The organism is Polynucleobacter antarcticus (assembly GCF_013307245.1).
In the GTDB taxonomy this organism is placed as follows: Bacteria; Pseudomonadota; Gammaproteobacteria; order Burkholderiales; family Burkholderiaceae; genus Polynucleobacter; species Polynucleobacter antarcticus.
In genome coordinates, this window is record NZ_CP028941.1 from 469,480 (window position 1) to 491,223 (window position 21,744).

The 21,744-nt window shown below is 45.8% G+C and carries 18 protein-coding genes and 1 tRNA gene; 5 read left to right on the forward strand and 14 right to left on the reverse strand.

Going from position 1 to position 21,744, the window contains the following annotated elements; all coding sequences use genetic code 11:
* Positions 1-149 precede the first annotated feature (149 nt).
* From serS to DCO16_RS02500, 3 genes are read right to left on the reverse strand one after another with little or no spacing between them, the layout of a single operon-like run.
* Positions 150-1,472 carry a serine--tRNA ligase gene (serS, locus tag DCO16_RS02490; RefSeq protein WP_173942196.1) on the reverse strand — a complete coding sequence of 441 codons (1,323 nt, stop codon included), beginning with the start codon at positions 1,470-1,472 and terminating at the stop codon, positions 150-152.
* A 58-nt stretch (positions 1,473-1,530) separates the two neighbouring features.
* Positions 1,531-2,283 (reverse strand): outer membrane lipoprotein periplasmic chaperone LolA, encoded by a 753-nt coding sequence (gene lolA, locus DCO16_RS02495; RefSeq protein ID WP_254598079.1) that lies wholly within the window; start codon positions 2,281-2,283, stop codon positions 1,531-1,533.
* Positions 2,243-4,555 carry a DNA translocase FtsK gene (locus DCO16_RS02500; protein WP_173942197.1) on the reverse strand — a complete coding sequence of 771 codons (2,313 nt, stop codon included), beginning with the start codon at positions 4,553-4,555 and terminating at the stop codon, positions 2,243-2,245. Before DCO16_RS02500 ends, lolA begins: the two co-directional genes overlap by 41 nt.
* Positions 4,556-4,594: 39 nt before the next feature.
* Here DCO16_RS02500 and trxB point away from each other — a divergent pair, with 39 nt between their 5' ends.
* A complete protein-coding gene (gene trxB, locus DCO16_RS02505) occupies positions 4,595-5,551 on the forward strand; it encodes a thioredoxin-disulfide reductase (RefSeq protein WP_173942198.1) in 957 nt (318 codons plus the stop codon).
* A gap of 97 nt (positions 5,552-5,648) precedes the next feature.
* On the opposite strand, the gene DCO16_RS02510 is transcribed toward trxB, so the two are convergent.
* On the reverse strand, positions 5,649-7,706 hold the full coding sequence (locus tag DCO16_RS02510; RefSeq protein WP_173942199.1) for a sodium-translocating pyrophosphatase: 2,058 nt from the start codon (positions 7,704-7,706) through the stop codon (positions 5,649-5,651).
* A 172-nt stretch (positions 7,707-7,878) separates the two neighbouring features.
* Between DCO16_RS02510 and ppa the strand changes: the two genes are divergently transcribed.
* The 3 genes from ppa (at position 7,879) to glnK (ending at position 10,497) form a co-directional block, all read left to right on the forward strand.
* Positions 7,879-8,418, forward strand: a complete 540-nt coding sequence (gene ppa, locus DCO16_RS02515) for an inorganic diphosphatase (protein WP_173942200.1) — start codon at positions 7,879-7,881, stop codon at positions 8,416-8,418.
* A gap of 32 nt (positions 8,419-8,450) precedes the next feature.
* Positions 8,451-10,070 (forward strand): NAD+ synthase, encoded by a 1,620-nt coding sequence (locus DCO16_RS02520; protein ID WP_173942201.1) that lies wholly within the window; start codon positions 8,451-8,453, stop codon positions 10,068-10,070.
* 88 nt (positions 10,071-10,158) lie between these two features.
* Positions 10,159-10,497: a P-II family nitrogen regulator gene (gene glnK, locus DCO16_RS02525; protein ID WP_173942202.1), complete on the forward strand. Its 339-nt coding sequence runs from the start codon at positions 10,159-10,161 to the stop codon at positions 10,495-10,497.
* A 38-nt stretch (positions 10,498-10,535) separates the two neighbouring features.
* Here glnK and DCO16_RS02530 read toward each other — a convergent pair whose 3' ends face one another.
* Positions 10,536-11,672, reverse strand: a complete 1,137-nt coding sequence (locus DCO16_RS02530) for a helix-turn-helix domain-containing protein (RefSeq protein WP_173942203.1) — start codon at positions 11,670-11,672, stop codon at positions 10,536-10,538.
* Positions 11,673-11,752: 80 nt separating this feature from the next.
* Positions 11,753-12,379: a response regulator transcription factor gene (locus DCO16_RS02535; RefSeq protein ID WP_173942204.1), complete on the reverse strand. Its 627-nt coding sequence runs from the start codon at positions 12,377-12,379 to the stop codon at positions 11,753-11,755.
* A 229-nt stretch (positions 12,380-12,608) separates the two neighbouring features.
* Between DCO16_RS02535 and ilvD the strand changes: the two genes are divergently transcribed.
* Entirely contained in the window at positions 12,609-14,297 is a 1,689-nt protein-coding gene (ilvD, locus tag DCO16_RS02540) for a dihydroxy-acid dehydratase (RefSeq protein ID WP_173942205.1), read from the forward strand.
* Positions 14,298-14,390: 93 nt separating this feature from the next.
* Here the strand turns inward: ilvD and DCO16_RS02545 are convergent, their stop codons facing one another.
* The 8 genes from DCO16_RS02545 to DCO16_RS02580 all read right to left on the reverse strand — a co-directional run bounded on the left by DCO16_RS02545 (position 14,391) and on the right by DCO16_RS02580 (position 21,742).
* Complete coding sequence (locus DCO16_RS02545; protein WP_173942206.1) at positions 14,391-14,873, reverse strand: copper chaperone PCu(A)C; 483 nt, start codon at positions 14,871-14,873, stop codon at positions 14,391-14,393.
* A gap of 116 nt (positions 14,874-14,989) precedes the next feature.
* On the reverse strand, positions 14,990-15,373 hold the full coding sequence (locus DCO16_RS02550; protein WP_173942207.1) for a DUF2946 domain-containing protein: 384 nt from the start codon (positions 15,371-15,373) through the stop codon (positions 14,990-14,992).
* A gap of 95 nt (positions 15,374-15,468) precedes the next feature.
* The gene (locus DCO16_RS02555; RefSeq protein ID WP_173942208.1) at positions 15,469-16,968 is read right to left on the reverse strand and encodes a tripartite tricarboxylate transporter permease; all 1,500 of its coding nucleotides are present in this window, start codon (positions 16,966-16,968) and stop codon (positions 15,469-15,471) included.
* Between the two features lie 58 nt (positions 16,969-17,026).
* Entirely contained in the window at positions 17,027-17,554 is a 528-nt protein-coding gene (locus DCO16_RS02560; protein ID WP_173942209.1) for a tripartite tricarboxylate transporter TctB family protein, read from the reverse strand.
* Between the two features lie 111 nt (positions 17,555-17,665).
* Positions 17,666-18,664: a Bug family tripartite tricarboxylate transporter substrate binding protein gene (locus DCO16_RS02565; protein ID WP_217426708.1), complete on the reverse strand. Its 999-nt coding sequence runs from the start codon at positions 18,662-18,664 to the stop codon at positions 17,666-17,668.
* Positions 18,665-18,834: 170 nt separating this feature from the next.
* A tRNA-Thr gene (locus tag DCO16_RS02570) sits at positions 18,835-18,910 on the reverse strand.
* Between the two features lie 28 nt (positions 18,911-18,938).
* Complete coding sequence (locus tag DCO16_RS02575) at positions 18,939-19,415, reverse strand: cyanophycin metabolism-associated DUF1854 family protein (protein WP_173942211.1); 477 nt, start codon at positions 19,413-19,415, stop codon at positions 18,939-18,941.
* Positions 19,412-21,742 (reverse strand): cyanophycin metabolism-associated ABC transporter, encoded by a 2,331-nt coding sequence (locus tag DCO16_RS02580; protein ID WP_173942212.1) that lies wholly within the window; start codon positions 21,740-21,742, stop codon positions 19,412-19,414. The genes DCO16_RS02575 and DCO16_RS02580 overlap by 4 nt, the downstream gene beginning before the upstream one ends.
* Positions 21,743-21,744 lie beyond the last annotated feature (2 nt).

Sequence of the window (21,744 nt, forward strand, 5' to 3'; positions counted from 1 at the left end):
ACAAGGTCCTCTATAAATGCCCCTGTCAATTTCAGAGGCGGATAGGGATTGTCTTGGATTGGGAAAGGCATGAAGCTAAGATGGGATAGTCCGATTGCAAGACGAGGCTAGGAATGAACTTGGTACTACTCAGTTATTGCGATGCTTTATTAGGTAGGCCTAAGCACCTCTAAGCCACCCATATACGGTTGCAATGCTTTGGGTATCCGAATACTCCCATCGGCTTGTTGGCAGTTTTCTAGCAAGGCCACACCGGTTCTACCTACCGCTAAGCCAGATCCGTTCAAGGTGTGAAGTAACTCTGGTTTATTGCTACCCACCTTATACCTTGCTTGCATTCGCCTTGCTTGGAAATCACCCATGCTAGAGCAAGAGCTGATTTCACGATAGGCATTCTGTGATGGAATCCATACCTCTAAGTCATACGTTTTAGTACTACCAAATCCCATATCACCTGTACACAGTAATACTTTTCTGTACGGCAGCTCTAGTAACTCCAGAATCTTTTCTGCATGAGCGGTCAATTCCTCTAAGGCCTGCATAGAGTCTTCTGGCTTGGTCATCTGCACCAATTCCACTTTATCGAATTGATGCTGACGAATCATGCCACGCACATCGCGCCCGTAACTTCCTGCTTCAGACCGAAAGCAAGGGGTATGCGCCACAAATTTCATAGGTAACTTATCGGCATCCACGATCTCATCACGCACCAAGTTAGTCACCGGCACTTCAGCTGTCGGAATGAGGTAGAAATTCTCCACTCGCTCTTCCCCGCCCGCATCAGATGACTGTGGGTCGCCGCCCATTTTGCGAGGAACCTTAAAAAGGTCCGCTTCGAACTTAGGTAGCTGACCGGTACCCCGCATAGAGGCCGCATTCACAATATACGGCGTATAAATCTCTTGATAATCATGGCTAGTGGTGTGGGTATCCAACATGAACTGTGCAAGTGCACGATGCAATCTTGCAGCCGGGCCCTTCAGCACCACAAAGCGGGAGCCGCTGATCTTTACAGCCGCTGCAAAATCCAATCCTAGAGGAGCACCCAAGTCAACGTGGTCTTTAATCTCAAAATCAAATGTTGGAACTTCACCCCAACGTTTAATTTCTTGGTTTTGATGCTCATCTTTTCCGACTGGCACAGACGTATCCGGCAGATTGGGGATGCCCATTAAAAAATCAGATATCTCCGTTTGTAATAAAGCAAGGCGAGCAGCACCGGCCTCCATGTCGATATTGATTTGGCTAGCTTCTGCCATTTCAGCAGCAGCATCTTCGCCCTTCCCTTTTTTCATACCAATAGCTTTGGCTAACTGGTTACGCTTAGCTTGCAGCTCTTCTGTTCGAGTTTGTAAAGATTTACGCTCAGACTCAAGGGTATTAAATTTCTCAACATCTAATTCAAATTTCCGAGTGGCTAAGCGTGCCTCTACAGCAGCGATATCTTTGCGAAGTAATTGTGGATCAATCATATATTGCTCAGTGTAAAATATTCGGTATTAATAAATAGCGCGATTAGGTTTATGGACTCTAGTTTAAGCGCAAGACTTCAGCACCAGCAGGCGGACTAAACGTAAAGCGGTTAGCAGGTAAAGAAATATTTAACTGTATCTTATCCAAGGTAACGAGCACGACGCTTCCCAAGCCATCTATCAACTCCAGGGCTTTAGGCAAATTGTTGGCCATGCCCACTGAAATTTTAGTGTACGGCAAATCATGGGCTTTTTCGTTACTGGTATTTTGTTTCCTCTTAGGGATGAGTGCAACCCACCTCATGCCTAAACGCTCTTCACCCTCTACGAGATCAAAGTGTTGGTCTAAAGAAGTTTCACCAAATAGAATGGCTGCTGGCGTGCTTGCCAAGGCCTGACCTGATGATCTAAAAGTAGCTTGATTTAAGTCTTTATCCCACAAGATGAGTTGCTTGCCATCCGCAATCAGTGTTTGCTCGTAAGGTTTTTGGGTGTCCCATATAAATCGTCCAGGACGCTGAAATACAAAACGACCCTGAGTTTGACGAACCACTTTTAAACCCTTATCTTGCGGTTCATTGGCTTTGGGTGCCCGCAATTGTTGCTGCACAAACTCACCCTCTGCTGTTTTAGAGTTGCGCACAAACTGACGTAATTGCTCTGCACCACTATCACCATCCGCAGCCATGACAGGCCGTATGATGCTGGCAGAAACCAGAATGGTTATTCCGAGAACTACTCTAGATAAAAATATATACGCCACACTTGCCTTACTCAGGCGAACGACGGAGAATCTCGCGATTACCACCATTACCCATCTTAGAGACGAGTCCTGCTTTTTCCATATCTTCTAATAAGCGTGCTGCACGGTTATAGCCAATACGCAAATGACGCTGCACTAAAGAAATCGAGGGACGCTTGTTCTCTAAAACAATCGCTACTGCTTGATCATAGAGCGGGTCTGCCTCACCACCGCCTTCTCCAGTCAAAGCATCCATCGTGGATTCATCGGCACCCTCGAGCACGCCATCAATGTAATTGGCTTCGCCTTTTTCTTTTAACCACTCCACGACCCGATGAACCTCGTCATCCGATACAAATGCACCGTGCACGCGCACTGGTAGCCCAGTGCCTGGGGCCATATACAACATATCCCCCATACCCAGTAGCGCCTCAGCACCCTGCTGATCTAGGATGGTTCGACTATCAATCTTGCTGCTTACCTGGAAAGAAATACGGGTCGGTACGTTTGCTTTAATAAGGCCAGTAATCACATCCACGCTCGGGCGTTGCGTAGCTAATACGAGATGAATGCCTGCAGCGCGAGCCTTTTGTGCAATACGCGCAATTAATACCTCAATCTTCTTACCAGCGACCATCATAAGATCGGCCAACTCATCAATCACAATCACAATCACAGGCGCTTTATAAATCGGTTCTGGATCATCAGGCGTCAAACTAAAGGGGTTAGTGAGCTTCTCCCCTTTTTGCTCAGCCTCTAATATCTTTTTATTAAATCCAGCCAGGTTACGAACGCCAAACTTACTCATTAGTTTGTAGCGACGCTCCATCTCATTGACTGCCCAATTGAGTGCGTTGTTCGCCTCCTTCATATTGGTCACGACTGGACACAATAAATGTGGGATCTTGTCGTACATTGCCATCTCGAGCATCTTCGGATCAATCATGATCAAGCGTACTTCATCTGGCTTTGCTTTGAAAAGAATAGACAAAATCATGGCATTAATACCCACTGATTTACCTGCGCCCGTAGTACCTGCAACTAGGCAGTGCGGCATCTTTGCAAGGTCTGCAACCATTGGGCTGCCAGAAATATCTTTACCGAGAGCTAAAGTTAAGAGTGAATGATTGTCGTTATAGACCTGTGACGTCAAAATCTCAGAGAGATAAACGGACTGACGTGTTGGGTTCGGTAATTCCAAAGCCATGCAGGTTTTACCTGGAATGGTTTCCACCACACGCATACTGACAACACCTAGAGAGCGCGCCAGATCGCGTGAGAGGTTAACAATCTGACTACCCTTGACGCCGACAGCAGGGTCAATCTCATAACGAGTCACAACAGGCCCCGGGTAAGCAGCAATCACTTTGACTTCAACATTAAATTCAGCTAATTTGCGCTCAATGAGACGGGAGGTAAATTCCAAAACCTCTTCAGAAATCGTTTCCTTAGCCTCAGGCACAGGATCGAGTAAAGCCAACGGCGGCAGTTCTGAATCGGGGATATCCACAAAGAGAGGTTGTTGTTTCTCACGCTCCACGCGGGCGCTTTTTACAATCTCTGCTGGAGGCCGAACAATTTGTACTGGCTTAGCGATCTCTACGCGACCCCGGAACTCCTCAACAAACTCTTCGCGCTCTTCTGCAGCGACTTCACCAAGCTTGCGATCTTCCTCGCTATCACGCCGCTCGCGTAAGCGTTTATATGCGACTTCCAAAGAGCGGCCTACCTTTTCAGCGATATCTAACCAAGAAAAGTGGAGAAATAAAGACAGGCCTGCAAAAAAAGTAAACAATAAAACTAAGGTAGCGCCCGTGAAACCAAGAGTCATTTGGAGGGGGTCAGCAATCAACTCCCCCAAAATGCCCCCAGGCGGCCTTGGAAGCTCCCAAAGGAGAGAATGAAGGCGTGCGGACTCTAGTCCCATACTGCTGAGCAGGGTGAGTCCAAAGCCCAGCCAACGGATTAGCAAAGAGTCCGGTTTGATATCTGGGTCAATTGGCAATGGAATACTCCACAAATCACGCCAGCCACTTAATACTCGGCGACCAAAGAGAACCACCCACCAAAATGCTGAAATACCAAAGATATAGAGCATTAAATCGGCTATGTAAGCTCCAAAACGCCCTCCCAGGTTCTTAGGCGACTCAAAACTGGCATGGGACCAAGCAGGATCCCCCTTGGAGTAAGTCAACAAAATAGCCAATAAACCCAAGCAAAGGGCGCAGGAGATAAACCAGCGGGCCTCCAGCAAGAGACGAGGCATCCTACCCTGCCCTTCCTGCTTTGGGGGCTCTTGGTTTAAAGGGGTTTTAGACTTCGGATATGCGGTTCTGGCCATGTTCCTCCGATTGTAATCAAGCAATCCTATAATTTGGGTATGACGACAAATACCCCAAAACACTCCAAAGTACTTATTCTCGGTTCTGGCCCTGCAGGCTACTCAGCTGCGGTGTATGCAGCCCGCGCCAATTTGAGCCCCACTCTCATTACTGGCATTGCCCAGGGGGGTCAACTGATGACCACAACCGATGTTGAGAATTGGCCAGCAGATCCCGATGGCGTTCAGGGCCCAGAATTGATGGATCGGTTTTTAAAGCATGCCGAGCGCTTCAATACAGAGATCATTTTTGATCATATTCATACTGCCGCTCTAACAGAAAAACCGATTCGGCTTGTGGGTGACTCTGGCACCTATACCTGCGATGCCTTAATTATTTCCACAGGCGCCTCCGCACAGTACCTTGGACTACCCAGCGAAGAGGCATTCATGGGACGCGGCGTTTCTGGTTGCGCTACTTGTGATGGGTTCTTTTACCGCAATCAGGATGTATGCGTCGTTGGTGGTGGCAATACCGCAGTTGAAGAAGCGCTCTACTTAACTGGCATCGCAAAAAAAGTAACGGTGATTCATCGTCGCGATAAATTTCGTGCAGAACCTATTTTGAATGATCGCTTAATGGCTAAAGTTGCCGAAGGTAAAGTGGAATTGAAACTCAATGCCACATTAGAGGAAGTGCTTGGCGATGAAAAAGGAGTGACTGGCGTTCGCATTAAAAATCAAGATGGAGGCACAGAAGATATCGCTGTGACGGGCGCCTTTATTGCGATTGGTCACAAACCCAACACAGACCTATTTATTGGCCAACTAGATATGAGCAATGGCTACCTAAAAACACATTCTGGCTTAGAGGGCAATGCCACTGCCACCAATATCCCCGGAGTATTTGCAGCGGGCGATGTGCAGGACCACATCTATCGCCAAGCAATCACCAGTGCCGGAACAGGCTGTATGGCTGCCCTCGATGCTCAGCGTTATTTAGAGACTTTGGATTAAGTAAGCCTTGCGTTTAATCCAATAAAAAACGCCTAGCATTGCTAGGCGTTTTCACTTTCTAATCCTGAATACGTGTTTTATTTTTCCATCTGATTAATTAGCTCATTACTGGTAACAATGGCACGATCAGCAATGCGACGATATTGATAATCTTAATCAGGGGATTCACGGCAGGGCCAGCGGTATCTTTGTAAGGATCGCCTACGGTATCGCCAGTGACTGCCGCTTTATGTGCCTCAGAACCTTTGCCACCAAAGTTTCCTTCTTCGATATATTTTTTGGCATTATCCCAAGCTCCGCCGCCAGTACACATCGAGATCGCTACAAATAAACCCGTTACGATGGTACCCATCAAAAGACCGCCCAAAGCAGCAGGACCAAGAATCAATCCAACCAAAATAGGGATGACCACTGGCAATAAGGATGGAACAATCATTTCCTTAATGGCAGCTGATGTCAACATGTCCACAGCCTTGCCATATTCAGGTTTAGCTGTACCTTCCATAATCCCTGGGATATCACGGAACTGACGGCGCACTTCTTCAACGACGGCTCCAGCGCAACGTCCAACTGCTTCCATCGCCATCGCACCAAATAAATAAGGAATCATGCCGCCAATAAAGAGTCCGATAATCACCATATGATTAGAAAGATCAAAAGACACTTGCTGGCCAATAGCCTCCAAAGCATGGGTGTAATCAGCAAAAAGTACTAAAGCCGCTAGGCCAGCAGAACCAATGGCATAGCCTTTGGTCACTGCTTTAGTAGTATTGCCAACTGCATCTAATGGATCGGTAATGTCTCTCACAGACTGTGGCAAACCTGCCATTTCAGCAATACCACCTGCGTTATCAGTAATCGGGCCATAGGCATCGAGTGCGACAACAATGCCTGCCATAGAAAGCATTGCAGTTGCGGCAATAGCGATGCCGTAAATTCCAGCTAACCAATATGCGGCATAAATTGCTGCGCACACAAAAAGTACTGGGTAAGCAGTCGACTTCATTGAGATGCCTAAGCCAGCAATGATGTTTGTACCATGGCCTTTAGTAGAAGCCTCTGCAATATGCTGTACAGGCTTAAATTGAGTACCTGTGTAGTACTCCGTAATCCATACTAATGCCGCCGTTAACACCAAACCAACTACTGTCGATCCAAACAAACGCCACTGGCTTCCCACGATCCCCAATGCATCATCAGGCATGATGAAATTGGTTACAAAATAAAAGGCTACAAGTGATAGGCCGCCAGCAACCATTAATCCCTTATACAAAGCAGGCATGACATTTTTCATACCAGGGGTAGCTTTTACAAATGAGCAACCAATGATCGATGCAATGATGGAAACACCACCAAGGACCAGCGGATAAATGACTGCCTCCACTGGTGCTCCTGTAATCATCAAGGAACCCAATACCATGGTTGCAATTAAGGTGACCGCATAAGTTTCAAATAAGTCCGCTGCCATACCAGCGCAGTCGCCAACGTTATCACCCACATTGTCCGCAATCACTGCTGGATTGCGGGGATCATCTTCTGGAATGCCAGCTTCGACTTTACCGACTAAGTCGGCTCCAACGTCAGCACCCTTAGTAAAGATCCCACCCCCTAAACGGGCAAAGATGGAAATCAAGGAGGAGCCAAATGCCAAACCAATCAGTGGATGTAAAACTGCAGTCAGGTCCTGTCCAGCACCGACTGAGACAAGGAACATAAAGAATAGTCCGACACCGAGAAGACCAAGGCCAACTACTAGCATGCCAGTAATAGCGCCTCCTTTAAATGCGACATTCAGGGCTTCATTCATTCCCTTGGTAGCTGCCTCTGCCGTTCGCACATTAGCTCGTACGGATACATTCATACCAATAAAACCACAAGCACCAGAAAGTACTGAGCCAATAACAAATCCTATGGCGGTTGCGAAGTCCAAAAAGAAGGCAATCAAAATGGTGATCACCACCCCAACAACGGCAATCGTTTTGTATTGGCGGGATAAATACGCTGCCGCACCTTGCTGAATAGCCTCAGCAATTTCTTGCATCTTGGCATTACCCGTACTTTGTCTCAAAATCCAGCTACGCATTACAAAGCCGTAAATTACAGCCAGAACGCCACAGGCTAGGGCAAAATACAGGCCTAAATTGACATTACTCATGCTTGAACCCCTTAAAAAAATGGATCTACATTGCTGCTACTGGATAACTACTCAGTCCAACTCCCTGAAAGCGATAAAATAGAGAGAATTTGCTACATCAGTATGTAACAGAATAACTGCCCTGAACCCTTCCTTGAGTCAGGGTATTTACTAATCATCACCCGGAGTATGTATGAGTTTAGACAATGTAAAGCCAGGCAAAAAAATCCCAGAGAATTTCAACGTCATTATTGAAATCCCTATGAATGCTGACCCTATTAAGTATGAAGTAGATAAGGAAAGTGGTGCCATTTTCGTTGATAGATTTATGGGTACTGCTATGCACTACCCTTGCAACTATGGCTATATTCCTAAAACAATTGCTGGCGATGGTGATCCAGTTGATGTTCTTGTCGTTACGCCATTTCCATTAATTCCTGGTGTTGTCGTGAGTTGTCGTGCCATCGGTGTTTTACATATGGAAGATGAAGGTGGTCAAGATGCAAAATTGCTGGCAGTTCCAGAAGATAAAATTTTATCTATTTATACCCACTGGCAAAAACCAGAGGATGTAAATCCATTGCGCTTAAATCAGATCCAACACTTCTTCGAACACTACAAAGACCTTGAGCCAGGTAAATGGGTAAAAGTAAAAGGTTGGGGTGGCGTTGCGGAAGCTCATAAAGAAATTCTGGAGGGTATTGAAACCTATAACAAAGAACAACAGCAATGAACGTTGTTATTAACCAAGGTCTGTGATTCGGAGTGAGCTCGCAAAAAATCGCCTTAGCGCAAATCAATCCTTTATTGGGTGATTTGCGTGGCAATGCTCAGCTCATTGTCCAAGCGGCAGCGCAAGCGTATGCGGAAGGCGCTTCGATAGTACTTACTCCAGAGCTTTCGCTTACCGGCTACCCCCCCGAAGATTTATTACTCCGCCCTGCTTTTATTGAGGCTGCAGAGTTAGAACTCAAGCAATTAACTCTAGAGCTCAAGCAATTCCCAGGCCTAACCGTGATTGTGGGTCACCCCAAAAAAACAGCGGATGGCTTACAAAACTTCGCCTCTGTATTGCGCGATGGAAAAATCATTGCGGCTTATGCCAAACAAAAATTGCCTAATCATGAAGTATTCGATGAGGTGCGCTATTTTGTTCCCGGCAATACTCCCTGCGTTTTTGAATCACATGGCATTAAATTTGGGCTCATTCTCTGTGAGGATGCTTGGCATATCGAACCTGCTCAGCAAGCGCATGCAGCTGGTGCAAATATTTTGTTAGTACTAAATGCTTCTCCTTATCACTTACAAAAAGAGGTATTGCGAATTGAAGTGCTACGCAAACATATTGTGATCACTAAGATGCCACTTGTTTATGTTAACGCCGTAGGTGGGCAAGATGAATTAGTGTTTGATGGTGGTTCATTTGCATTAAACAGCACCGGTAAATTAGTGATGTCGATGCCTCAATTTGAGGCGGGCTTAGGATTTGTAAACGTGAATAGTACAAGTGACCTAGAACCGGGATCATGCACAGCGGCTCAAAGTGTTGAGGCTCAAGCCTATCAAGCCCTTGTCTTAGGCGTGCGCGACTATGTGCAGAAGAATCACTTTCCAGGTGTCATCATTGGTCTTTCTGGAGGGGTGGACTCAGCCCTAGTGCTGGCCGTTGCAGTAGATGCCTTGGGCGCCGACAAAGTCCGTGCGGTCATGATGGCCTCGCGCTATACCGCAGATATATCTTGGATTGATGCCAGAGAAATGGCTCAAAATCTACATGTTCAGTATGACGAAATTCCGATTAGCGTACCAGTAGATGCGCTAGAGCAATCCTTAGCAGAGCAATTTAAAGGCTTAAAGACCGATGCCACTGAAGAGAATCTCCAGGCCCGAGTACGTGGCACTCTACTCATGGCCCTTTCTAATAAGACTGGACGATTAGTACTCACGACAGGCAATAAAAGTGAAATGGCTGTGGGCTACTGCACCTTATACGGTGATATGGCTGGTGGCTTTGCAGTCATCAAAGACATTGCCAAGACTTTGGTCTACCGCCTGTGTACCTACCGAAATAGTATTGCCCCAATCATTCCCGAGCGCATTTTGACGCGCGCCCCTTCCGCAGAGTTGCGCCCAGATCAAACGGATCAAGACAGCTTGCCCTCCTATGAAGTATTGGATGGCATTGTGGAGCGTTACATGGAACAAAACCAATCTATTGCGCAAATTATTGCGGCTGGATTTGATGCTGAAAGCGTAGAAAAGGTTACTCGCTTGATTAAGCTTAATGAATATAAGCGCCGCCAAGCGCCGCCTGGAGTCCGGGTTACCACTAGGGCATTTGGACGTGACTGGCGCTACCCGATCACCTCTCAATTTAGGGCCTAGAGTACTTTTTAAGCGCTCACTGAGCATTGGATTTGAGTTCTAGGTATGATTGATGTAATTACTATATTGAATGCATCCAAGGAAATATATGAAACTTATTACATCTGTTATCAAACCATTTAAGCTGGATGAAGTACGCGAAGCTTTAGCTGAAGTCGGTGTTACTGGTCTTACAGTCACTGAAGTCAAAGGCTTTGGTCGGCAAAAAGGTCACACCGAGCTTTATCGTGGTGCAGAGTATGTGGTTGATTTTTTACCTAAAGTAAAGGTAGAAGTGGTTGTTTCAAGCGACCGCGTAGATGCCGTCATTGAAGCCATCACAAAGGCAGCGCGTACCGGAAAAATTGGGGATGGCAAAATTTTTGTTAGCTCGATTGAGCAAGCGATTCGTATTCGTACTGGCGAAACAAACGACGCAGCCGTTTAAGACAACTACACGCCTAGGATGCTGCTAATCAAATTGGGTTAGCGCAAACGGGAATCCGTCGAATCAGCAGGTGGCAGTGTAACTACCTCGCTCGCTTCCAATACCAATGTCTTGCTGTTGGGATTTTCTATTCGTGCCTTATACCCCTGGAAATAGACATCCACTTGGGCGAGACCCCCAGTGAGCACCTTAAATGGTGGTTTACCATAAAAGGATGTCCCCATGCCGGATTCCAATACTTTATTTTGGGTCTTGCCGGAACCATCAACAACACATACCACTTGCTTGGATTTAACTTGCACGTAGACCATGTCACCAGATTTGCGAGCGACCTCCGGCTTATAGCTGACCAGTACATCTTCTGCAGGGCAGCTTAGCGCAATATCAGAGCCAGAAACTGGCATAACTGAAGATGGGGGGACAGCTGTAGTAGGTGCTGTGGCGGTAGTTGTAGTTACAGGCGCCACTATTCCAGCTGCTCCCACTGCCCCAACTGAATTAGCCTGGTCCGTGGGGAGATTGCTAGCCTGTGCCGGAACAGGCTCAACCAGCTCTTCCTTAATAAGGATGATGGCCTCTGGTTTATCTGCAAAAAATAAGGGGCGTAGATTAACGACGGCAAACAACATTCCTACGATGATGAAAAAACCTAGAAACCATTTTTTACGCGGCGCTGATTTTGATTTGGATGCAATTGAGTCAAAAGGAATAGCTTGTAAATGCGTTTTTTTAGTAGCTTCTTTTTTCTCGCTCACCACTACTTTTGGCGGATCAATTACTTCAAGTGGCTCTTGTATCTGAGTGGGAGCTTCTTTTACAGGCGTTGATTTTTCAACTGGCTTTATCTTAATATCCGCGTCAACAGGCACTTCAATCGTTTTAGCTGCTGCTTCTGGTGCCGCAATATCTTCTGAGCTTGGTGTAACTGCCTCTGCTGCTAGCCCATCAAAAGCCTCTGCATCAGTTAAATTCAATAACTTCGCTACTTTCCTAGCAGCAGTCAACTTGATCTGAGCACCGTAGAAAGATTTCATCTCCCCATTCTCAATCTGCTCAATTTGACTTTTAGATAGACAGGCAAGACCCCCAAGCTCTTTTGTGGTCAGACTAAGCTTTTCACGCGCCTTGGTAAAGGCCTCGCTACGAATCTCTGGAAGTTTGGAATTAGCGATCAAAATTGCTCTTGAAATGTCTGTTTAAGGAAGTTGGCTATTAGCATAGTGATAAGTTGATCGTAAGCAAATTAGCCTCAAAGCTAGCGATTTTGCAGGTTCCCGAGGCTTGACTCAAGGTATTTAACTACTAATACTTGGACTGATTCCACATGTATTTTGTCCATCACTCTGGCCTTATGAACTTTAATCGTGGCATCAGTGGTGCCAAGTTTTACAGCAATATCTTTATTCAGCAAGCCCTTGACTAGCCAAAAACAAACCTCTTTTTCACGAGGGGTCAGTGTTCCGTAATCTCTTTTGGTTTCTACTTCTTTAGAAATACGTTTTAACTGACGTAAATCAAATTCCAACGCATCGGCAACTGCTTTCAGTAAATCTTCTAAATTAAAAGGCTTAAAGAGAAAATCCAGCGCGCCTTTTTTAAGACCAGTCACGATCTGATGAGGGTGACTTTGCCCACTGACAAAAATAATGGGCGTCTTACGACCGAGTTGCAGTATTTTTTCTTGGAGATCAAGGCCAGTCATATCGGGCATTTGCATATCCAACAGAATGACTGCTGGCGCTACCGGTGATGAATGGTCTAAAAATGTACGTGCAGAAGAAAAATCTTCGACGCCATAGCCAAGTTCCCGCAACATCCTACTTAATGAGGTGCGCATCGACTCGTCGTCATCAATCAGGTAAATATGGCCAGCTTTAGTCATTGAATTTAAAGGGAAAAGTAACAGATATGACAATTTACTGCAGCTTGATTTATAAGGATATTAGCTTCAAAGCTAATAATAGGGATAAATAAATTGCTGTAACAAGTATTTAAACTTATTGCAGCGCATCAAATAACCATAGTTCAAAGATCAAAAACCCCTGCATCTCAGCTAGTCTCACGGCACAATAGAGCCTTTCGACAACTACCCATTTGGAGTCTATATCAGCATGAAACGCCTTAATGAACGCTCACGTAATGTCACTGAAGGGGTTGCCCGCGCACCCAATCGCTCAATGTATTACGCCATGGGCTATGAGGACAAAGATTTCGTTAAGCCGATGGTTGGAGTGGCTAACGGTCATGCCACCATTACCCCTTGCAATAGCGGCCTGCAAAAATTAGCGGATGCGGCTGTTGCCGCGCTTGAGGCAGCGGGTGCTAAGTCCCAATTATTTGGTGTGCCAACCGTATCGGATGGCATCGGCATGGGCACTGAGGGCATGAAATACTCTCTCGTTTCACGGGAAGTGATTGCTGACAGTATTGAAACTTGTGTCAACGGCCTTTGGCAAGATGGTGTTTTAGTGATCGGCGGATGCGATAAAAATATGCCAGGTGGCATGATGGCAATGGCTCGCACTAATGTACCGAGTATTTATGTCTATGGCGGTACCATTAAGCCAGGTCATTTCAAAGGCAAAGAACTGAACATTGTTTCTGCATTTGAAGCTGTCGGTGAGTTTACTTCTGGCCGCATGAGCGAGGAAGACCTTAAAGGTGTCGAGCAAAATGCATGTCCTGGGCCTGGTTCTTGCGGGGGTATGTACACCGCTAACACGATGAGCTCATCCTTTGAAGCACTGGGCATGAGCTTACCCTTCTCCTCTACTATGTCGAACGTGGATGAAGAAAAAGTGGTTAGTGCCCATGACTCGGCACTGGTTCTAGTCGAAGCCATTAAAAACAATTTACGCCCCCGCGACATCATCACCAAAAAATCGATTGAGAATGCAGTCAGTGTCATCATGGCTGTTGGTGGCTCAACCAATGCAGTACTCCACTACTTAGCCATCACCAGCGCTGCAGAAATTGACTGGACAATTGATGACTTTGAACGTATTCGTAAACGTGTACCTGTCATCGCGGATATGAAACCGTCTGGGACCTATTTAGCAACGGATCTGCATCAAGCAGGTGGTATTCCACAAATCATGAAAATTTTGCTGGATGGTGGACTGCTCCACGGCGATTGCATGACCATTACCGGAAAAACCATTGCTGAGACTTTGAAGGATATTCCATCAGTACCACGTGCCGACCAAAAAGTGATTCGTACCTTAGACAACCCTATGTATAAGCAAGGTCACTTAGCGATTCTTAAGGGTAATATTTCTCCTGAAGGTTGCGTTGCCAAAATTACTGGTCTGAAGAACCCCTCTATCACCGGACCTGCTCGGGTCTTTGATTCTGAGGATGACGCAATGGCCGCCATCATGGCGCAAAAGATTAAAGATGGTGATGTCATGGTGATCCGCTACGAAGGCCCCAAAGGCGGTCCTGGCATGCGTGAAATGCTCGCCCCTACCTCTGCCCTTGTAGGTCAAGGTTTAGGTGAGACAGTGGGCCTGATAACTGATGGACGCTTCTCTGGTGGTACTTGGGGAATGGTGGTGGGTCACGTTGCTCCTGAAGCATATGTGGGCGGAACCATTGCCCTCATCCACGAGGGTGATTCTGTCACTATTGATGCACATCAGTTGCTGATTCAACTCAATGTTAGTGATGAAGAAATTGCTAAGCGTCGCGCTGCTTGGGTACAACCCAAGCCACGCTATACCCGTGGACTGCTAGCGAAATACGCCCGCCTTGCAAGCTCAGCCAGTAAAGGGGCCGTCACAGATCTGAACTTGGATTAAACACAAGCAATAAATCCTCAGCAATAAAAAAAGCCCCTAAGTAAAACTAGGGGCTTTTTTAATACCTATGCTAATTGCAATAAAAGTAGCTACTTAGTGTTTCATGGCTCCACCATGTCCACCAGTAGGTTTACCCATTGCATTGACCGGTACCTTTACTTCGACTTCACCTGCTTTGGCAAACTTGAGCTTGACCGGCACTGTCTCACCAGCAGTAAGGGGTGCTTTGATATTCATGAACATCAAATGTAAGCCGCCGGGTTTTAATTCAACAGAACCACCAGCAGGCACCGTAATGTCTTTCACTTGCCGCATTTTCATGACATTGCCTTCCATTGCCATTTCATGCAACTGCACCTCACCTGCTACAGGGGAACTCGCGGAGATCAATTGATCAGCAGCTCCTTTGTTTTCAATCTTCATAAAACCACCAGCAACTTGTTGGCCAGGAACAGTAGCACGGGTATAGGCATTTTCAATTTGTACACTACCAACTTTAGCGTTTTGAGCAAATGTCATATTGCTCATCATCAGCGTTAATGCCGCAATGAGTGATGTAGATAGATAGGATTTCATAATTATTCCTTTAAAAAAAATAGGTCACAAGCAAAATGATTTCCCTCAATAAGGGAGCAACTAATGCGTTGCAATGCTGCGAATAACATAGCTTTTGCTATGTACTCTTTAAAAATTTAGGCTTTTGTGGGCGGTGCCGCTGCGGGCGGCGATAGCCACACAGACATTGGTTGAGGTGATTGATAAAACAGCTGGGGCAAGAATGCAAAACTTTGTGGCGCCTGAAATGTCAGGCTTGTATTAAAGATTGGAGTAATAAGGCTTTGAGCCACACAATCGGGGCAAGACTGCATCCCACTATTCTGAGTGCCCTCTTGGGCTTGTTGATCGGCCCGAACCTCAATCGGTGTCTTATTGCTATCAGCAGAGCAAATCTCCATAGTAAAGCCTTGACCATGCTGTGCCAGTGACGCTGCTTGAGATATTACTGGAGCAAGCGCACTCATTGCAATTGCAAATGCAGCAATCCAGTGAATAAGGAAATTTTTATGGCGATTCATGATGGGGTGATTCTATCGGATTTTTGAAATCCATCGATGGAATAAGAAAGGGGGCTTACGCCCCCTTCTTACTAAGTCTTGTTTGTTTTTAATCCTTAAGCAGCCGCTGCCTTCTTCTTACCAATAAACTTGCCAATTAAAGGCCAGAAGAGCAATAACAGAGCAAGGAAAGTGATGCCGCCTACTAAGTAGTTAGAGAAGAAAATCTCTAAGCTACCTTGGGACATCAACATGGACTGACGGAATGAGTCCTCAGCACGGTCACCCAATACCAAGGCCAAGACCATAGGTGCCATTGGATAGTCTAACTTCTTAAAAACATATCCAAGTATGCCAAAGCCCATCATTAACCATATGTCAAACGTAGCGTTATGAACGGTGTAAGCACCAACCGCACAAATCACAATAATGACAGGAGCAATAATCGAGAAAGGGATTCTCAAAATGGAGGCAAACAGCGGAACGCAAGTCAACACCACAATCAAGCCTGCAATGTTGCCCAAGTACATACTCGCAATCAAGCCCCAAACAAAGTCTGGCTTTTCAACGAAGAGCAATGGACCTGGTTGTAAACCCCAAATCAACAAGCCGCCAAGTAAAACTGCTGCGGTTGGTGATCCTGGAATACCCAATGAGAGCATTGGCAACAAGGCTGCAGTACCTGCAGCATGTGCGGCGGTTTCTGGAGCAATAATCCCTTCCATCTCACCCTTACCAAAGTTCTTACCGTCCTTAGATACGCGCTTTGCAACACCGTAAGCCATAAAGGAGGCTGGGGTCGCTCCACCTGGGGTGATACCCATCCAGCAACCAATTAAGCAGCTGCGCAATGAAGTTGCCCAATACTTTGGCAATTTCGCCCAGGTATCAAGAACAACCTGACGGCGAATCTTAGCAGCGGCACCTTTAAATGATAGGCCCTCTTCCATTGAAAGGAGGATTTCGCCAATACCGAATAAGCCGATCACTGCGATCAAGAAATCAAAGCCGCGCATGAGCTCAGGCTGACCAAAAGTCAAGCGTAACTGTCCGGTAACAGTATCCATACCTACTGTAGCCAGTGCAAAACCGAGCATCATTGCAGAGATAGTCTTAAATGGCGAACCTTTATTCATCCCCACAAAACTACAGAAGGTCAGAAGATACACAGCGAAGAATTCAGGCGGACCGAACTGCAGGGCAAACTTCGCCACAAGCGGGGCCAAGAAGGTAATCATGACAATCGCAAAGAACGCACCTACAAAGGAAGATGTGAATGCTGCAGTTAAGGCTTCGCCAGGCTTACCATTGCGAGCCATTGGATAGCCGTCAAAAGTAGTTGCAACAGACCAAGGTTCACCCGGAATATTGAACAAAATCGAAGTAATCGCACCGCCAAATAACGCACCCCAGTAAATACAGGAGAGCATGATGATGGCGGATGTTGGAGGCATCGTAAAGGTGAGTGGTAACAGAATAGCAATACCATTCGCACCGCCTAAGCCGGGCAATACGCCAATAATCACACCAAGTGTTACGCCTACAAACATTAACATTAAGTTAAAGGGGGTCATTGCGATGGCAAATCCACCGAATAGGGCATTAATTTCTTCCAACTCGTACTCCTTCTTTTCTAATCTTTTTGTATCGTTATTTTGTATTCGTTATGTTGAATTAATTCACGCCGATAAATTCAAGCGGATTAATCAATGAGCCATGAGGCAATGGGATCTGAAACCAGAACTCAAACATCATGTACAGGGCAACACTCACTCCCAATGCAACAGCAAGCGCTTTCAAGAGTGGGTATTTACCCAACCACACCATAAAGATAAAGATATATAAGGTGGATGCAACGTAGATGCCAATTAATTGCACACCCAGAACGAAGATAATAGCTGGCAATAGCACGGCCAATACCTGCTTGAGAGACTCTTTGCCGACGAAAGACTCTGTCTCTTTTTTCTTGTCTACTACCACCGCCTGATACAGGGTGATAGAACTGGAAATAATGAAAATTAAGCTAATGTAGAAGGGAAAATATCCAGCCTCCGGTCCATCGCTACCCCACGAGGCTCCTAGCTTAATACTACCGATGACAACCACCAGGCCAAGCGCAATAAATAGCAGCGCAGTAATGATATCCATCGCGCGTACGCTGATGGCTGATTCTTCTTGGGGGCTGTTTGTATTTTCAGACATAAATTGATTCACTAATAAATTGGGTTAAACAATGTCACTGCTGTTAAATCAAGTACTACCTTTTAAAAAGTGAGGCCTCCTTTTGGAGGCCTCCTTTAATACTGTTACTAATTACTTAGCCAAGAAACCTGCTTCAGTCATCAACTGCTTATGAAGGGCTTCATTCAGCGTTAGCCAGTTAGAAAACTCTTTTCCAGTCATGAATGTTTGATTAAATGCACCATCAGCCATGAACTTTTTCCACTCAGGTGTCTCGCGTACTTTTTTGAACAAATTGACGAAGAAATCAACCTGCTCTTGAGTCACTCCAGGCGCCATAAAGATGCCACGCAACATTACGTAGTCAGTGGGTACGCCAACCTCAGCACAAGTTGGAACATCATTCCAAGATTGAGTTGGAGTAATCTTTTCTTTGTAAGGCATGCGCGTGTCATCAAATACGCATAAAGCACGTAACTTACCGGCGCGCCATTGTGCAACTGCCTCAATGGGGTTATTTACAGATGAATCAATATGATTACCCACTAACTGAACGGCTACATCACCACCCCCTTTAAATGGGATATAGGTGAATTTAGCGCCAGTTGCCTTTTCTAGAGCAACGGTAATAATTTGATCTTCTTGTTTAGATCCCGTACCACCCATCTTAAACTTACCTGGGCCTGCTGCCTTAGCAGCATCAATGTATTCCTTAGCAGTTTTTTGTGGCTTGTCAACGTTATTCCACAATACAAACTGATCCAGTGCCAACATCGCAACTGGCGTAATGTCTTTCCAGTTAAAAGGAACGCCCGTTGCTAATGGCGTAGTAAACAAGTTTGACAAAGTAATCACAATTTTATGTGGGTCGCCCTTGGCTTCTTTCATCGCTAAGAAACCTTCAGCACCGGCACCAGCGCCCTTATTCACAGGGATGATTGCCTGCTTCATCAAGTTATTTTTAGTAACAATTCCTTGAATCATGCGAGCCATTTGGTCAGCACCGCCACCAGGGCCAGCGGGGATAACAAACTCAACCGACTTGGTTGGCTCCCATGCAGCAAAAGCAGGTGAAACTCCAGCAACACCGAGGGCTAATGCGGTGGAAATCAGTGCCCCTTTTAACTTCATTTTCATGAATGCTCCTCCTTAGATTTGGAATACCAATATTACTTTGGCTTCTAATTGTTGTGTATTGATTTTTATCTAATTTGGGGCAGCAATACTTGATGATCATCAATAATCACCAAATACTTCGCTAAGAAGAATCCCTAATTAGTATTAACCCTAATAAGAACATTTGGTGCCGCTTGCCGGAATCGAACTGGCGACCTTTTCATTACGAATGAACTGCTCTACCAACTGAGCTAAAGCGGCGATCTGTTTTGACTTACTAGGGTAAATTTTAGCGGAACCGATCTAAAAACTTTTTACTTAACTTATCGAGCTGAGTCGAGTCCTTAATCAGAAATTGGAGGCCATTTGCATCAGCGACTAATAAGGTATTGCCAGCAACCCGCCGAATATCCTCTTCCGCCTTAAGGCGAATTCTCGTAGGTCCGCGGTCTGTCTCAATATCCCAAATACTGGGAGTAGCAAAAGTGGAGACCTTCGTAATTCTTTCAATCACCGGCATGAACTCACGTGCAGCTAAATCCTGTTCAATCAACTCCATCTCAAGCACTGGAATATCTTCAAGACGATCAAACCAACAAAGTTCTTTGCCTGCTGTATCCATCAAAGAAATCCCTGCACTTGGAGCGGTAATGGGGTAGGCTCTGACGGGATAGACCCCTTCGTGGTGATTCCCAGCATCATCGATGAATACAAGACAACCTAGCGCATCTCGCTCAAGAGAATAAGGCTTGCGATGCGTACTCATATTTTGCCCCCTACTTTGATCTCTGAAACGCCCTCTACTTTTACATCTTGGAGACTTTCACCAATAGCGCCGCCTTCCACCAAGTCTGCAGCTTGGCGAAGTTGCGCTTGATATAAAGCGTAGTAAGCGCCCTGCGCCTCCATCAATTGATCATGAGAGCCAATCTCTACAATTTCACCTTTATCTAAGACTACCAAGCGATCTGCTTTCCTGAGCGTAGATAGACGATGTGCAATTGCAATCGTAGTACGGCCTTTCACAAGATTGTCTAAGGCACGCTGAATTTCTTTTTCAGTTGTGGTGTCGACAGAGGAGGTAGCCTCATCCAAAATCAGAATACTGGGATTAATCAGTAAAGCACGCGCAATGGAAATACGTTGACGCTCTCCACCTGAGAGAGATTGGCCGCGCTCACCTACTAGAGAGTCGTAACCTAAAGGTAATCGTAATATGAATTCGTGAGCATGGGCTGCACGCGCTGCTTCAATGATTTCTTCTCGAGTAGCCTCTGGTTTTCCATACGCAATATTCTCGGCAATCGTGCCAAAGAATAAAAACGGCTCTTGAAGCACTAAGCCAATACGCTTGCGATAGTCTGCGATCGCAATACTACGAATATCGCGACCATCTAAAGAAATAGATCCCGCACTCACGTCGTAAAAGCGGCAGATCAAATTCACTAAAGTACTTTTGCCGGAGCCACTATGGCCCACAAGCCCAATCATTTCTCCGGGCGCAATATCCAGATCAATACCTTTAGAAACCGCACGGTTACCATAGCGGAAACCGACACCTCTAAGAGCGATATGCCCTTTCACGTTGGTCAGGGGGGCTGGATTAATCGGTTCAGGAACGCTAGAGACATGATCCAAAATATCGAAAATCCGCTTTGCCCCTGCCGCTGCTTTTTGGGTATGAGAAACAATTCGACTCATTGAATCTAAGCGAAGATAGAAGCGTCCGATATAAGCTAGGAAAGCAATTAAAACACCCACCGAAACTTTTTGATGCGCAACCTGCCAAATTCCAAAACCCCAAACCACTAATAGACCTGTTTCCGTTAAGAAAGTGACTGTGGGGGAAAATAAACCCCAGATGCGATTAACCCGATCATTAATCTGCAAGTTATGCTTATTCGAATCAACGAAGCGTTTAAGTTCGCGGTCTTCTTGAGCAAAGGCTTTCACTACCCGAATACCTGGGATGGTGTCTGCCAAAATGTTAGTCACTTCAGACCAGGTGCGATCAATCTTTTCAAAACCAAAACGCAACTTATCTCTGACTGTATGAATCATCCACACAATGAATGGCAGTGGTGCCAATGTGACCAAAGCAAGCAAGGGATCAATCGAAATTAAGATCGCTGCTGTCATTGTGATCATAATCACGTCGGTAATAAAATCTAAAGCGTAGAGCGAGAGAAATACACAGATGCGATCAGTTTCAGCGCCAATGCGCGCCATTAAGTCGCCGGTTCTTTTTCCCCCAAAGTACTCCAAAGATAACTTGAGCAAATGTTCAAAGGTTGTATTGCGTAAATCGGCACCGATCCGCTCACTGACTAATGCTAAGAGGTAGGTTTTCCACCAACCTAAACCCCAGGCAACCACAGCAGCAGCAAACAAGGCCACCAGATATTGGCTAGCCAAAGCAAAATCAATCGGATTGCCTTTTTCGTAAGGGATCAACACATTGTCCATTAAGGGCATCGTCAGGTAAGGCGGTATTAAAGTAGCGCCCGTGGAAAGCAGAGTTAATACAAACCCCAGCAATAATTCTTTTTTATAGGGACGAGCAAAACGCCATAATTTAAATAGAGTCCAGGTAGACGGTGGTATATCTCCTTCTGGATCACATGTTGGGCACACATCTGAATTAGCTGGCTTAGGACTCAAACAGGCATGACAGATTTGCTGATCATATTCAGATATCTCAACAATCTCAGTAGGCTGATCCCCACGCGCAAGCTGCCTAAAGCTACTTTGCAAACGCAGGATTTGCGGATTTACCGCTAAAGTGAAATGCCAAACCCGCAATAGGCTGTCATCTGTTTGAAGTTTGAGATACCCGACCCCAGATTGATCGCCATGTAGAAGATGCGCTGCAGGGCTAATAGGCCAGAATTGGGAATGGTCACGATCCACCCAAAAAAGCCCTGCATCAGTGAGACACAGCAGACTTTTACCAAAATGCATGTCACTATCAAGATCTAGCTCAGCCCACGCTAATATGGAGTCAAGATCCTTGATAGGGAATAAAGCGGATCCCAAAATGCCCACCCAATTACTTGGTGGTCGTGTGTTGGATAGGGAAATTTCTGGATTCATGA